Genomic DNA, 13324 nt, shown 5'->3' with positions numbered 1-13324 from the left:
GGCCCGACCGGCCAGTCGATTGAACCGAAAGGGGCTCCCATGAACAGCCGAATCAGTGATGAAGTCCGAGCCTGCACCATCGAGCAATGGCTGCAGCACTACCAGGCCGGCAGCACCGTGTTCGCCTCGCCCACCGTCAGCCTGATGGCGCAGGGCACGGCGCTGGAACTGCACACGACCAACGCCCAGGGAGAGTTGCTCGCGCAATCGCGGGACCTGCTGGAGCAGGCGGGCCGGCGCGGCCTGGCCGCTCCCCTGCTGCTGGGAGCCATCCCTTTCAATCCGGCCCGCCAGGCCTACCTGCGCGTGCCGGCCCAATATCGCCGCGACCCGGTGCTGCTGCGTCCCGTGCAGCGTCCGCCGCTGGCGCGCTCGGCCAACACCGTGGCCGCGCAACGCCTGCAGCCCGACGGTCCCGGCTACGAAGACAGCGTCGCCCGCATCCTGGAAGTGATGCGGGCGCAGGGCATCCAGAAAACCGTCATGGCGCGCACCGTGTCCGTGACGCTGGAGCAGCCGCTGGACCGCCTGACCGTCTTGCGCAACATGCTGCACGGCAATCCCGCCGGCTACACCTACGCCATGCCCTTGCCGGGCGGCGACGCCGGCGATCCCGCCACCTTCTTCGGCGCCAGCCCCGAACTGCTGGTGCGCCGCCACGGCGAGCGTGTCACCGTCAACCCGCTGGCCGGCACCGCGCCGCGCCATGCCGACCCGCAGCGCGACCAGGCCAGCGCCGAGCGCCTGATGGCATCGGGCAAGGATCTGCGCGAGCACGCCTACGTCATCGACGAAGTGGTGCGCATCCTGTCGCGATTCTGCGACGAGCTGGAGGTGCCCGAAGGCCCCAGCCTGACCAGCACGGCCAATCTCTGGCACCTGTCCACCCGGATCAGCGGCCGCCTGCGCGACCCGGGCACCAGTTCGCTGGAACTGGCCCTGGCCATGCACCCCACCCCGGCCGTGTGCGGCTACCCCACGCTGCCGGCCATGCAGGCCATCGAAGCCGCGGAGTCCTTCGAGCGCGGCTTCTTCGCCGGCGCCATAGGCTGGAGCGACCATGAAGGCAACGGCGAATGGGCCGTGGCCATACGCTGCGCCCACTACGAGCGGCAGCGCCTGACGCTGTCCGCCGGCGCCGGCATCGTCGAGGGCTCGCGCCCCGAACTGGAGCGCCAGGAGACCGGCAACAAACTGATGACCCTGATTCACTCCCTGGGCCTTGCCCAGGACATAACCATCTGACGGAGACCCGGCCATGACCATTCATGCGCTTCCCAGCTACCCCCTGCCCGAGGCCCCGGTGGCCAACCGCGTGGACTGGCGTCCCCAGGCGCAACGCGCCGCACTGCTGATCCATGACATGCAGGCCTATTTCCTGCGCAAATACGATATGGATCAGGCGCCCATTCCCGCCCTGATCGAGCGCATCGCCGCCTTGCGCGCCCTGTGCCGGGAACTGGGCATTCCCGTGTTCTACACGGCCCAGCCGGTCGAGCAGCCCGTGCAGGACCGCGCCCTGCTGAATGATTTCTGGGGGCCGGGCCTGACCAATCCGCAGTTCCATGAGCAGCAGGCCGTCATTCCCGAACTGGCGCCCGGCGAGAACGATATCATGCTGACCAAATGGCGCTACAGCGCCTTCCAGCGCTCCAACCTGCGCCAGCAGCTGGCCGAGCTGGGCCGCGACCAGCTCATCATCACCGGCGTCTACGCACACATAGGCTGCATGAGCACGGCCCTGGAAGCCTTCATGCAGGATATCCAGCCCTTCCTGGCCATAGACGGCGTGGCGGACTTCTCGCTGGAGGAGCACGAGATGGCCGTGCGCCACGTCTCCCAGCGCTGCGGCGTCAGCCTGACCTGCGCCCAGATCCAGGACAGCCTGAAAGCCTGATGGAGACCGCCGCGACATGAGCACATCAACACTGGAGTTCGACGCCGAATGCATCGCCGTCACCGGCGCGGCCAGCGGCATAGGCGCCGCGGTGACGCGGCTGCTGCTCGAACGCGGCGCGCGCGTGATCGCCCTGGACCTGGACGCCGACGGCCTGGCGCGCCTGGGCGAAGCCGGGCGCAAGGAGCGTCTGTCCTGCCACACGGTGGACGTCAGCGACGCCCAGGCTGTGGACCTGGCCCTGGCCGAGGGCCAGGAGAGGCTGGGCCCCATCCGGCGCCTGGCCTGCGTGGCCGGGGTGCTGCAGATGGGCCGCATCACCGAGCTGAGCAACGAGCAATGGGACCGCACCTTCGCCATCAACGCCACAGGGGTCTTCAACGTCTGCCGCAACGTGGCCAAAGGCATGATGGAACGCCGCCAGGGCGCCATCGTGACGGTCAGCTCCAATTCCGCCGCCACCCCGCGCATCGCCATGGGCGCCTACGCGGCCTCCAAGGCCGCGGTCAGCCAGCTGACCCGCTGCCTGGGCCTGGAACTGGCCGAGTACGGCATACGCGTGAACATCGTCTCGCCCGGCTCCACGGACACGGCCATGCAGCAGGCCATGTGGAAACAGGGCAGTTCGCGCGAGACCGTCATTGCCGGCTCGGGCGAGCACTATCGCCTGGGCATCCCGCTGCGGAAAATCGCCCGCCCCGAAGAAGTCGCCGAAGCCGTGCTGTTCCTGCTCTCGGACCGCGCCAGCCACATCACCCTGTCCGACCTGCGGGTGGATGGCGGGGCGACGCTGGACCAAGGATAAGCCTACTCGCGGCGATTCATACTGCCGCTGCCCCATTCGTTCTTTAGGCAGACTGGCACAAAGACTTTCTTTCTTGAAACGTGTTTGCTGCCTGATCGGTGCCGCGGACTTGGTCGATAGCAAAGATAGACTTTGTGGAGACGCCGTTTCAGGCAGGGGCGGGGCAAGCCGCCAGCCCAGCCTGCCCCGCCCCTGCCTGAAACGGCTCACAATGTCCATGACATCAACCAGGCGCTTTGCATCGTAAGAAGTCTGATTCCCCAGACGAAACGTAGGGGCTCCACTCAAGCAAAGGGATTCTTCCCTCCAGGATTTCCCAGCCTGCAGGAAATCGTCTGTCCTGCCCTGCTTCTAGCCCAAACCCGCAAGTGATAGACGCCTCACCTTCGATCTGCAGCAGTCAAACGACATCCATATCCCAGGATCGATCAATCCGCATCGCGACAACCCTAAATAAGCCTGCCGACACGGTAAAACTGTCGCACTGCCGTTTGGGCAAAGCAAAACGGTGCTGTTTTCTTGAGGGGCGCCGGCCCGAGCCGGCGCCCCTCAAGAAAACCAAGTTTCTCCCGCTGCGCCCAAACCTTCGGCCTGACGCAAGACGAGTGCTTGGCCTAAGCCTGCCACCTAAGCTTCTGCTTTGAAGCGCTCGATCTGCCGTCAATCAGCAGACCCTGGCCTGGACTTTACTCACCCCGCCCCGCCTCCGCTCCAGCAGGCCGGCCGAGCAGATGCTCCAGCCCCAGAGCCAGTGCGTCGCGCCAGGCCACGTAGTCGTGGCCGGTCGAGCTCTCGTCATAGCGCACGTCATAGCCGCGTGCGCGCAGCACGTCGTACAGGTGGCGGTTGGCCTGAACCAGGCTCACGTCCAGGCCCGAACCCGAATTTTCGAAAATGCCCGCCGACATATAGACCTTGACCGGCGCGGCCGGCGCGTCGGCGATGCGGCGCGTCAGCCACTGCCCGCGCTCGCCGGACGGCCCCCACCAGTACGAACCCGACAGGCTCAGGACATTGCCGAAATACTGCGGCAGGCGCCAGCCGGCATGCAGGGCCGCCAGCCCGCCGTAGCTCGAACCCGCGATCACGGTGTCGCCGGCGGCCGCCGCCACCCCATGGGCGGCCAGCCAGGGCATCAGCTCCATCCGCAGGAATTCGATATAGGCGTCATTGGGCGGCAGCTCGCGCGAACGGGCGGCCGAGCCGGGGTTGTCGACCAGCACCACCCAGGCCGGCGGAATGCGACCCTGTTCGATCAGCGCATCGACCAGGACAGGTGCATTGGCGATCTCGCGGTACTCGCGGCCATCGAACAGGATGAGCAGATGGCGCAGGTCCGCCGCCTGGCTGCCGGCGGGCTGATAGATATGGATGTCGCGCTCATTGCCCAGCGCCTTGCTGGACAGGCGGCCCGAACGCCACTGGCCCTGCGGCTGGTCCGCCGCGCTCGCCTGCACCTGCGGCGCCGGCGCCTGGGGCAGGCGCAGCACGGAGCCGCCCTCGAACAGGTCGGCACTGTCCTCGGGGATCAGGCGGGCATTGTAGGGATCGCGCTGCAAGGTGGCGCGCAGGGCCGCGCGCCGCTCCGCCGGGCGGACATGGGGCACGTCCGCCGCCACCCGGTAGCTGAAACGGGCGTCGCGCGGTACGTCGTAGCTGATGTACCAGATGTCCGAATCGCCCAGGCGGCGCATGCGGTCATTGTAGGAAGCCGGGCCGCCATGGATGCGCACATTGTCCCGCGCGCCCCGCCACACGAAGGTGATGCGATCGTGCGTGGCGCTGTAACGCTCCACCAGAGGCGAGCCGACCCGCTCCACATAGTCCCAGAAACGATCGGAAGATTCGCCGGCCCGCAAGCGCAAGGCCCATTGCCGGATCACTTCGCCCTGGATCGGCTCAGCCTGCTCGGGCGCCTGCGGGGCGGAAATGGACGTGAGCTGCCATTCGTAGCTGCCCTGCCCGGCCACCCGCAAACGATATTCCCCTGCGGAGCGCGCCACAAAACCGAATGGGCTGCCGTCGTCCTCATCCTGGGAAAGGCGGCGGATGCGTTTGCCGTCCGGCCCGAGCAGCTCCAGCGCGACCGCACCGCTCTGCCGCCAGCGTCCCTGCACGAAATCATCCTGCTGCAAGCTGAGTATGCGTTCGTGATGCTCATGCGCCTGGATCTGCCCCTGGGCCGATGGAAGAGTCGCCGTCCAGGCCGTCCCTGCCGTCATTGCCGCCAACACCGCCGCCACCGCACGCGTGCGCCACATACTCGTACTCCCGCTGAAACCGTGAACCAACAGGCAGTATACGATCAAAAATAATGAGAATTACTATCAATTGAACGAAATACTGCCTGACTGCATGATGAAGAGCCCCGTGCAATGGGCCGGAGCTTCTTCATCACCATACAGATGCAGCCTGGCCTCGGCTGCCAGGCCGCGGCTCGCGTTTTGACACGCGCTCAAGCCAGGCGGAAAGTCTGGATCAGGCGGTTCAGCTCCTGCACCTGGTCCTGCAGTTCGCTGGAGGTGTTGGCCACCTGGTCCACCATGTCGGCATTCTGCTGCGTGGCCGAGTCCAGTTGCCCCACCGCCACATTGATCTGCTCGATGCCGATGGTCTGCTCGCGCGTGGAGGCCGCGATCTCGTGCACGATGGTCATGACCTGGGAGCTGCCCGTCACCATCTCCTCGATGACCCCGCCCACCTGCTCCATCAGCAGCACGCCTTCGCGCGTGCTGCTGGAAGAGGCCTCCACCAGATGCGCGATCTCCTGGGCGGACGCCGTCGTGCGCTGCGCCAGGGCGCGCACCTCGCCGGCCACCACGGCGAAACCACGCCCCTGCTCGCCGGCGCGCGCCGCCTCCACGGCAGCGTTCAAGGCCAGGATATTGGTCTGGAAGGCGATGGAATTTATCACGTTCGTGATGTCGGCCACCTTCTGGCTGGTCTCGCGGATGGCATCCATGCGATCGACAAGCTGGCTGACCATCTGCCCGCCGTGCTGGGCCGTCTTCTGCACCTGGGTCGACACCTCTTCGGCCCGCACCGCATTGTCTTCGCTCATGCGCACCGTGCCCGTCATCTCTTCCATGGCGGAGGCCGTCTCCTGCAGCGCGGCGGCCTGTTGCGTGGTGCGGCTGGACAGCTCCAGATTGCCGCTGGACAGCTGCACCGCGCCGCCGGCGATCACGCCGCTGCTGTGCTGAAGCGTGCGCATGACCGCGCCCAGCTTGATGCGCATCTGCTCGATGGAGGCCATCACGCTGTCCGCCGGGATGTGGCGCAGCGAATGGGACACGCGCAGGTCGCCGTCGGCGATGGCGTGCGCGACATCGCGCAGCAGCGTGGGCTCGGCGCCCAGCTCGCGATAGATCTGGCGCGCCAGCACGCCCGCCACCAGGGCCAGCAGCGCGACCAGCACCGCCAGCACCAGTGCGGACTGCCAGAGGCGCTCGTAGAACTCGGACTGGATGTCGTCGATGTACACGCCCGACGTCAGCACCCAGCCCCAACTGGGCATGCCCACGCCGTAGGCCAGCTTGGCGGCGATCTGCTTGTTGCTGAGCTTGGGCCAGACGTATTCCAGGTAGCCCGAGCCGCCGCCTTCGCCGATGCGGCCCAGCTCCGCGAAGGTCCGCACTCCATTGGCGTCGGTCAGGTCGCTCATGTCCTTGCCGTCCAGGTCCGGGCGGGTGGGATTCATGATGGACACCCCCTTGGTGGACAGCACCGAGACATAGCCCTCCTGGCCGAAACGGATGCTGCTGATGCGCTGCAGGGCCTGGCGCTGGGCCACGTCCTGCGTCAAGACGCCTTTCTGCACCAACTGCTCGTAATCCTGCGCGATCTGCAGCGCAATATGCACGATCTGCTGCAGATTGGTCTTGCGCTCCTGCAACTGTGCCTGATAGAGCTGATAGCTATCGAAAGCAAAGACCGACAACATGGCCAGCAGGCTCAAGGCCAGCGGCAACCACAATTTCTGTTTCAAGCTCAAACGCATCACACACCCCATCCCCACACGGAAAAGAACAAGCCCCTACGCACGCACAGGCCGGTCGTGTTTACACGGCCGGCCTGTGAGCAAGACTCATCGAACAGACTGGGTAACGGCGTGAAATGCCAATATTTAACCGATGTTACATGTCGCAAACATGAAGATGCCAAATTCCATCAGTGTCCGGCTCCGGTCAGGCGGCGCGGATTTTCATTATTGCTGCTGAAGGCCGGCTCGCTGCTGGCCAAGGTGAGCAGGAAGCCGTCCTCGGACATCAGTTCGGACGTAAGCTGGCCCTGGTAATGGCTGAGTTCCAGGCTCAGTGCGAGGTCGCGCTGCTCCAGCGTGTCCACGCCCTTGACCACTACTTCCAGCCCCAATTCATTGATCAGATGGCAAGCCGTCTCCAGCAAGGCCTTGAAGGTCGGCTCCGCGCAGGCCCGCTTGATCACCTGCGGCTCGAGCTTGATGCCGCGTATGGGCCACTCGCGCAGGCGGCTCAAGTGGTGATTTTCGATGTCCGCGCTGCTCAGCCATACTTGCACCCCGCTCACGCGCAGATACTCCAGGCTCGGCACCAGCTTGGGGAAGTCCCCCAGCATATTGTCGCTGAACACATCCAGCTCGATGCTGGCCGGGTCCAGCTCGAACTGGCGCAGCAGGCTGGGCAATCGCTTGTAGCAATGCTCCAGCATCTCCGCGGGCAGCTTGATGCCGATATGGCTGGCCCGCAGGGAATACTCCTGCCACCAGCGGCGCACGTCGCTCATCAAGGTCTGCATCATCCATTCGCACAAGGCCTGGCGGCGGTCCAGGTCCGTGATGTGCTGCAGGAGGCGGTCGGCGCCCAGGCGCTGGCCGCTGGGCGCGGTCCAGAAGACCTGGGCGTCCACGCCGCTGTACTGGCCCGAGCCGGCCGCCACGCGCAGCTGATAGCAGAACGACAAGGCTTGCGTGGTGCGCGGATCCAGCACATCCAGGGACTCCACGGCGCGCAGCAGCTCGGCGGGAATGGCGTGCTCCAGCACGGGCTCCTCGCGAAACGGCTGGAATTCCATGACTTCCTGCTCATGCGGCTCCAGATGCGCGACCAGCCTGCCGGTGAAGGTATAGCCCCAGCCATGCACGGATTTGATGGGCAGCGCCACCCCGGCCTGCGAAGCCTTGCGGCGCAACCGGCTGATCAGCGAATCCACGGCGCGGCTGTCGCCGGCCGCAATGCCCTTGTCGCGCATCAGATCCTCGCGGCTGAAGCGGGCGTCCGCATGGCGCACGAAGGCGTCCATCAACTGGCGCTCGCTGTGCGTCAGCTCAAGGCTGACGCCCTGGGGCGAGACCAGCGTCCACCCCTTGTCGCGCAGGACCCATTCCTCGGCTTCGGGCTGGCCCTGGCCATCGGGGGCCGCGCCGGCCGGCTCGCCCGCCGGCACGTGCAGCAGCCGGCGACGCACGGCATGGCACCAGGCCATGAGCTCGGGCACGTCGACGTCGGCCGGCACGCAGGCATCCGCCCCGGTCAGCAGCAACTGCACGCGCAGGCTGGCCGACAGGTCCTCGTGCATGGCCACGATGCCCAAAGCCTCGAAGTCGTTGCGCAGCTTGGCAACCATCAAAGGGACATAGCCGATCTCGACAGGAAAAAGGAGGAGGTCTGCCTGCGCGGTGCGGCACGCGTCCGCCACCATGTCCAGCGACCCCAGTACGGTTGTCTTGGCGCCAAAAAGCGAAAGCTGTTCCTGCCAGGACTGCAGACTTTCACCATCCTCCAAAACAACCAACACGCAGTGTGCATGTTCCATAGGCGCCTACTATTCAAATACTTATTGCGCCGCCCTCGTCACAACTGTGGACGGACAACTGTTTTTCTTTCAACAGTTCCGATTATCACTTCAACAATACGCAGTAAAAAGTCAAGAATCGTCAAATTGTGGCGTTTGAAAACTTTTGTCTTGGAAATCATGCCCATACCAAACAAATAGCATGACAAGAATGCGTTTGCATGACCGGAATTGCTTTAACAATTGCTACTAAAAAACACTTATAGTTTTCATAGCATTTAAGCATAAAAAAACCCGCCATATGGCGGGTTGCTCTACATCATGCGCTAGAGGAAACGCTTACTTCGCGGCGGCAGCCTCCAGGCGCGCCTGCAGCTGGTCGGCGGGCAGCCAGCCATCGGCGCGCGTGCCATCGGCGAAATAGATGGCGGGCGTACCCTGGATGCGCAATTGCCGGCCCACGGCCAGCAACTGGTCCAGGGGATGATCGCAGGATGCGTTCCCGGGCCGAGCGCCCTTGCCCATCCAGGCCGTCAAGGTCTGGGCGGGATTCTTGGCGCACCAGATATCTTCCGCCTTGCGCCGGCTGTCCGGCCCCAGAATGGGAAACATCAGGCTGTAGACGGTGACGTTGTCGATGTCCTGCAAGGTGGCGTGCAGCCGCTTGCAGTAGCCGCAATTGGGATCTTCGAAGACCACCATGCGGCGGCTGCCGTCGCCCTTGACCAGCTTGATGGCCTTGTCCAGCGGCAGGGAATCCAGTGAAATCTTGTTCAGTTCCTGCATGCGCTGCTCGGTCAGGTCCACGCGGGTCTTGCTGTCCAGCAAGGCGCCCTGCAGCACGAAGCTGGCCTGCTCGTCGGTGTACAGCAAGGTGCCGCCAACCTGTACTTCCAGCAGATTGGGATAGGGCGTGGCGCGGATGGCGTCCACCTGCACGCCGGGAAAGGCGGACTCGAACGCCTTGCGGGTGGCCTCGTAGCGGGCCGCCGAGGGCGCGCCGGCGGCCTGGACCAGGCCGGCCGCGGACAGCAGCGCAACGGCTAATACAGTTCGAACTTGTTTATACATGGAACAGCTTCCTTTACATGGCAGCCCGGCGCCCAGCGCCATCAGAACAACAGGGAACCAGGCGCGACCCCGGCCGCATGCGCAATGATACGCCGCTTCACCCATGGCAGGCGATCCACCAGCTGCATGCCTGCATTGCGCACCAGCGAAGCCGGCGCGCCCGACGCGGCGAACAGGCGGTACAGGCCGTCGGTGGCCGCCCGCATGGCCGCGATGGGTTCGGCGCGCGCGCGCTTGTAGCGGTTCAGCACGCGGATGTCCCCCACCGAGCTCTGCGGGCTGCGCGAGGACAGCGTCTGGATCAGGGCGTCGATGTCGCCCAGCCCCAGGTTCAGGCCCTGCCCGGCCAGCGGGTGCACGCGGTGGGCGGCATCGCCCACCAGCGCCACGCCCGGCGCGACCATGCCGCTGCGCTCGAACGTCAGCGGGAAGCCGTGCACGGGACTGCGCAGGCTCAGCTCGCCCAGGCGTGCGCCCGTCATGGCGCGCAGGCTGGCCTGCAGATACTGCACCTGCTCCTGCCCCTTCAGGGCCAGGACGCGCTCGGCCTGCGTCCGCGACACGGACCAGACCATGGACACCTGCGGCCGGCCGTCCACGTCGGGCATGGGCAGCAGCGCCAGGATGGAGTCGCCGGTGAACCACTGCACGGCCACCTGCTGGTGCGGGCGTTCGGCGTTCAAGTGGGCGACCAGGCCCAGGTCGCCATATTCCCGACCCTGGTGCTCGATGCCGGCCGCCGCCCGCAAGGGCGAACGGGCGCCGTCGGCCCCCACGATCAGGTCGGCCTGCAGACGCTGCCGGCCGGCGGTGACCACGGCGCCCGGCTCCAACTGCTCGAAGCGATCCTCGATCCAGGGCACGCCGAACACCTGCAGGGCCTGACGCAAGGCTCGCTCCATCTCGCCGGACTCCAGAATCCAGGCCAGGCAATCCTGCGCATCCTGCCAGGCGTGCAGATTGACGCAGCCGCCCGCATCGCCATGGACTTCCATGCCCTGTACGGGTTCGATGCGTTCGGCCGGCATCAGGTTCCACACGCCCAACTGCGTCAGGAAACGCTGGCTCGCGGCCGACAAGGCGTAGACGCGCGGATGATACTGCCCCGGCGCCAGCTCCATGGCCTTGTAGGCCGGCGCCAGGATCGTGACGTCGAAGCCCGCCTTGCGCAGGCCCAGGGCGCAGGCCATGCCGGCCAGCCCGCCCCCGCACACCAGAATTCGTTCGTTTTTCATCGCGCGCTCGGAGCTCCTGCGTTGCGTGGCCAGAGCAGCCACATTTCACCCTTCTGCTTCATGCGCCCGGCCAGGGCGCCGGCCTGATCGCCCGTGCCCCAAAAGAAGTCGGTGCGCGCCGCGCCCTTGATGGCGGCGCCGGTGTCCTGGGCGAACACCAGGCGCTGCAGGGGCTGGCCCGAACCGGGATGCGTGGTGGCCAGGAATACCGGCGTGCCCAGCGGCACGAAGGTCGGATCGATGGCCACGGAGCGTTCCCCGATCAGTGGTATGCCGTAGGCGCCCTTGGGCCCCAGTTCCGGGTCCACGATGCGCTCTTCCTTGAAGAACACCATGGCGGTATTGACGTTCATCATCTCCTGCACGCGCTGCGGATTGCGCTGCGCCCAGGCCTTGATGTTCTGCATGGACGTCTGCGCCAGCGGCATCTCGCCCTGCTTGGCCAGCCACTGGCCCACGGAGGCGTAGGGACGGCCATTGTGATCCGCATAGGCCAGGCGCACGGCGCTGCCGTCGGGCAGCAAGGCGCGGCCCGAGCCCTGGATCTGCAGGAAGAAGCCTTCCACCGGATCCTCGGCGTAGACGATCACCGGCGGCTGGCGGTCCGGATTGGCCACGATCTGTTCACGCGTGTCGTAAGGCACGATGCGCTTGCCCACCTGCTTGCCGCGCACGCGCTTGCCGGCCAGCTCCGGATACAGGCCGCCCAGGTCTATGGTCAGCAAGTCATCCGGCGCGGCGAACAGGGGCCATTGATATTGCCCGCTGCGCGAGCGCGAAGCCTTGAGCAGGGGTTCGTAATAGCCGGTGACGGTGTTCTGCGCGACCTGCCCGTCGCTGGTCAGCAGGCGCCAGGGCTGGAGCTGCTGCTGCAGAAACTGGCGTATGGCGGCCGTATCGCGGCTGTTCGCATCCAGCCCGGCCGACGCCGCGGCCTGGCAGACCGGCTGCCAGGCGCGCGGATTGGCGCGCGCCGGCATGGCCAGCGAACCGCTGACCGGACGCATCAGGCCCTTGCAGTTGTTGATGAAGCCTTTCCAGACATGGTCCAGCGTGTCGGCCTGCCAGCCCGGCAGGGCGGACCAGTTCACGGCCTGGTATTTTCCGGCCAGCGCGCGCGCCGGGGTTTCGGGCAGCGCCGAGAGCGCGGGCACGCGCAGGGGCTGCAAGGCGATGTCGCCGGTATCGGACGGAGCCTCGGGAGCGGCCCCGTGGTCGACGGGGGCCGTGGAACAGGCGGCCAGCGCCAGCAGCACCGGCAGGCAATAAGCGATCTTCATGGATGGAGCCATAATGCGGGGGAGGAGAGCCTTAATGCAGGGTACGGGGGGAGGCCAGCACGAACTCCTCGATGGGGACCTCGAAGGGAACGCCGTTCTCGCCGACGCACTGGTAGCTGCCGCGCATGGTTCCGATAGGGGTGTGCAAGGGGCAGCCGCTGGTGTATTCGAAGGATTCGCCCGGCGCCAGCACCGGCTGCTGGCCCACCACGCCCAGGCCGCGCACTTCCTGGACCTGCTGGTTCTCATCGGTGATCACCCAGTGACGACTGATGATCTGCGCCGACTGCTGCCCATGGTTGGTGATCCGCACGGTGTAGGCAAACACATACTGGTTGCTGTCGGGTTCGGATTGCTCAGGCAGGTACTGGGGCGTCACGCGCACCTCAATATCGTCAGGCTTCATGATGGCTTCCAATTTACGGCTGTACAAATGCGGGGCGCGGCAGACGAGCCCGCTTGAAACTGCAATAATGACATACGCACACGTTTTACGTGATGTCTAATCTTTACCACTCCTATTATGTCCCAAGCCAGCTCCACCCGCATCGCCCCCAGTCTCCTGTCTGCCGATTTCGCCCGCCTGGGCGAAGAAGTGCGCAACGTCGTCGCCGCCGGCGCCGACTGGATCCACTTCGACGTCATGGACAACCACTTCGTCCCCAACCTGACGTTCGGCCCCATGATCTGCGAGGCGCTGCGGCCGCACACCAGCGCCCCCATCGACGTGCACCTGATGGTCGAGCCGGTGGACGCCCTGATTCCGGCCTTCGCCAAGGCCGGCGCCGACATCATCACCTTCCATCCGGAAGCCTCGCGCCACGTGGACCGCACGCTGTCGCTGATCCGCGACCACGGCTGCAAGGCCGGCCTGGTGTTCAATCCGGCCACCTCGCTGCACTGGATGGACTACGTCATGGACAAGCTGGACATCGTGCTGCTGATGTCCGTGAACCCCGGCTTCGGCGGACAGAGCTTCATTCCCGGCACGCTGGAAAAACTGCGCCAGGCGCGCGCGCGCATCGACGCCTGGACGGCCCAAGGCGGCCAGCCCATCCTGCTGGAAATCGACGGCGGCGTGAAAGTGGACAACATCCGCCAGATCCGCGCAGCCGGCGCGGACACCTTCGTGGCCGGCTCGGCCATCTTCGGCAAGCCCGACTATGCCCAGGTCATCGCCGACCTGCGCGCCCAGATCGCGCTGGCGGAACAGGACTGAGCCGCACCGCGCCCTTCCAGCCCCGCCTGGGCTCGCCGCGAACGG

Annotated in this window: 11 protein-coding genes; 4 read left to right on the top strand and 7 right to left on the bottom strand. The window is 65.8% G+C overall.

Annotation, left to right across the window (positions count from 1 at the left end):
• Positions 1-39: 39 nt before the first annotated feature.
• From ACF3ND_RS01215 to ACF3ND_RS01205, 3 genes are read left to right on the top strand one after another with little or no spacing between them, the layout of a single operon-like run.
• Positions 40-1245 carry an isochorismate synthase MenF gene (locus tag ACF3ND_RS01215; protein ID WP_394063469.1) on the top strand — a complete coding sequence of 402 codons (1206 nt, stop codon included), beginning with the start codon at positions 40-42 and terminating at the stop codon, positions 1243-1245.
• A gap of 13 nt (positions 1246-1258) precedes the next feature.
• Positions 1259-1897 carry an isochorismatase family protein gene (locus tag ACF3ND_RS01210; RefSeq protein ID WP_394063467.1) on the top strand — a complete coding sequence of 213 codons (639 nt, stop codon included), beginning with the start codon at positions 1259-1261 and terminating at the stop codon, positions 1895-1897.
• 16 nt (positions 1898-1913) lie between these two features.
• Positions 1914-2702, top strand: coding sequence for a 2,3-dihydro-2,3-dihydroxybenzoate dehydrogenase (locus tag ACF3ND_RS01205; RefSeq protein WP_394063465.1), 789 nt, complete (start codon positions 1914-1916; stop codon positions 2700-2702).
• Positions 2703-3388: 686 nt separating this feature from the next.
• On the opposite strand, the gene ACF3ND_RS01200 is transcribed toward ACF3ND_RS01205, so the two are convergent.
• The 7 genes from ACF3ND_RS01200 to apaG all read right to left on the bottom strand — a co-directional run bounded on the left by ACF3ND_RS01200 (position 3389) and on the right by apaG (position 12466).
• Positions 3389-4963, bottom strand: coding sequence for an alpha/beta hydrolase-fold protein (locus ACF3ND_RS01200; protein WP_394063463.1), 1575 nt, complete (start codon positions 4961-4963; stop codon positions 3389-3391).
• A gap of 194 nt (positions 4964-5157) precedes the next feature.
• Positions 5158-6690, bottom strand: coding sequence for a methyl-accepting chemotaxis protein (locus tag ACF3ND_RS01195; protein WP_394063461.1), 1533 nt, complete (start codon positions 6688-6690; stop codon positions 5158-5160).
• A 182-nt stretch (positions 6691-6872) separates the two neighbouring features.
• Positions 6873-8306, bottom strand: a complete 1434-nt coding sequence (locus ACF3ND_RS01190; protein WP_394065756.1) for an EAL domain-containing protein — start codon at positions 8304-8306, stop codon at positions 6873-6875.
• Between the two features lie 507 nt (positions 8307-8813).
• Positions 8814-9545 carry a DsbC family protein gene (locus ACF3ND_RS01185; protein WP_394063459.1) on the bottom strand — a complete coding sequence of 244 codons (732 nt, stop codon included), beginning with the start codon at positions 9543-9545 and terminating at the stop codon, positions 8814-8816.
• 41 nt (positions 9546-9586) lie between these two features.
• Positions 9587-10780: an FAD-dependent monooxygenase gene (locus ACF3ND_RS01180; RefSeq protein WP_394063457.1), complete on the bottom strand. Its 1194-nt coding sequence runs from the start codon at positions 10778-10780 to the stop codon at positions 9587-9589.
• Positions 10777-12060 (bottom strand): murein transglycosylase A, encoded by a 1284-nt coding sequence (locus tag ACF3ND_RS01175; protein ID WP_394063455.1) that lies wholly within the window; start codon positions 12058-12060, stop codon positions 10777-10779. The genes ACF3ND_RS01180 and ACF3ND_RS01175 overlap by 4 nt, the downstream gene beginning before the upstream one ends.
• 31 nt (positions 12061-12091) lie before the next feature.
• Positions 12092-12466, bottom strand: coding sequence for a Co2+/Mg2+ efflux protein ApaG (apaG, locus tag ACF3ND_RS01170; protein WP_394063453.1), 375 nt, complete (start codon positions 12464-12466; stop codon positions 12092-12094).
• A gap of 117 nt (positions 12467-12583) precedes the next feature.
• Between apaG and rpe the strand changes: the two genes are divergently transcribed.
• On the top strand, positions 12584-13279 hold the full coding sequence (rpe, locus tag ACF3ND_RS01165) for a ribulose-phosphate 3-epimerase (protein ID WP_394063451.1): 696 nt from the start codon (positions 12584-12586) through the stop codon (positions 13277-13279).
• The last annotated feature ends 45 nt before the right edge of the window (positions 13280-13324 follow it).

The sequence above is a fragment of the Alcaligenes sp. WGS1538 genome (genome assembly GCF_043187505.1).
Classification (GTDB): Bacteria; Pseudomonadota; Gammaproteobacteria; order Burkholderiales; family Burkholderiaceae_B; genus Alcaligenes.
The sequence above is the reverse complement of the archived record's forward strand: the minus strand, read 5'-3'. Positions and strand labels throughout refer to the sequence as shown.

Excerpts from the sequence above, each read along its gene's own strand:
- ACF3ND_RS01215 (WP_394063469.1), top strand. The coding sequence starts at position 40 with ATGAACAGCCGAATCAGTGATGAAGTCCGAGCCTGCACCATCGAGCAA.
- ACF3ND_RS01210 (WP_394063467.1), top strand. The coding sequence starts at position 1,259 with ATGACCATTCATGCGCTTCCCAGCTACCCCCTGCCCGAGGCCCCGGTG.
- ACF3ND_RS01205 (WP_394063465.1), top strand. The coding sequence starts at position 1,914 with ATGAGCACATCAACACTGGAGTTCGACGCCGAATGCATCGCCGTCACC.
- ACF3ND_RS01200 (WP_394063463.1), bottom strand. The coding sequence starts at position 4,963 with ATGTGGCGCACGCGTGCGGTGGCGGCGGTGTTGGCGGCAATGACGGCA.
- ACF3ND_RS01190 (WP_394065756.1), bottom strand. The coding sequence starts at position 8,306 with ATGGTTGCCAAGCTGCGCAACGACTTCGAGGCTTTGGGCATCGTGGCC.
- ACF3ND_RS01185 (WP_394063459.1), bottom strand. The coding sequence starts at position 9,545 with ATGTATAAACAAGTTCGAACTGTATTAGCCGTTGCGCTGCTGTCCGCG.
- ACF3ND_RS01180 (WP_394063457.1), bottom strand. The coding sequence starts at position 10,780 with ATGAAAAACGAACGAATTCTGGTGTGCGGGGGCGGGCTGGCCGGCATG.
- ACF3ND_RS01175 (WP_394063455.1), bottom strand. The coding sequence starts at position 12,060 with ATGAAGATCGCTTATTGCCTGCCGGTGCTGCTGGCGCTGGCCGCCTGT.
- apaG (WP_394063453.1), bottom strand. The coding sequence starts at position 12,466 with ATGAAGCCTGACGATATTGAGGTGCGCGTGACGCCCCAGTACCTGCCT.
- rpe (WP_394063451.1), top strand. The coding sequence starts at position 12,584 with ATGTCCCAAGCCAGCTCCACCCGCATCGCCCCCAGTCTCCTGTCTGCC.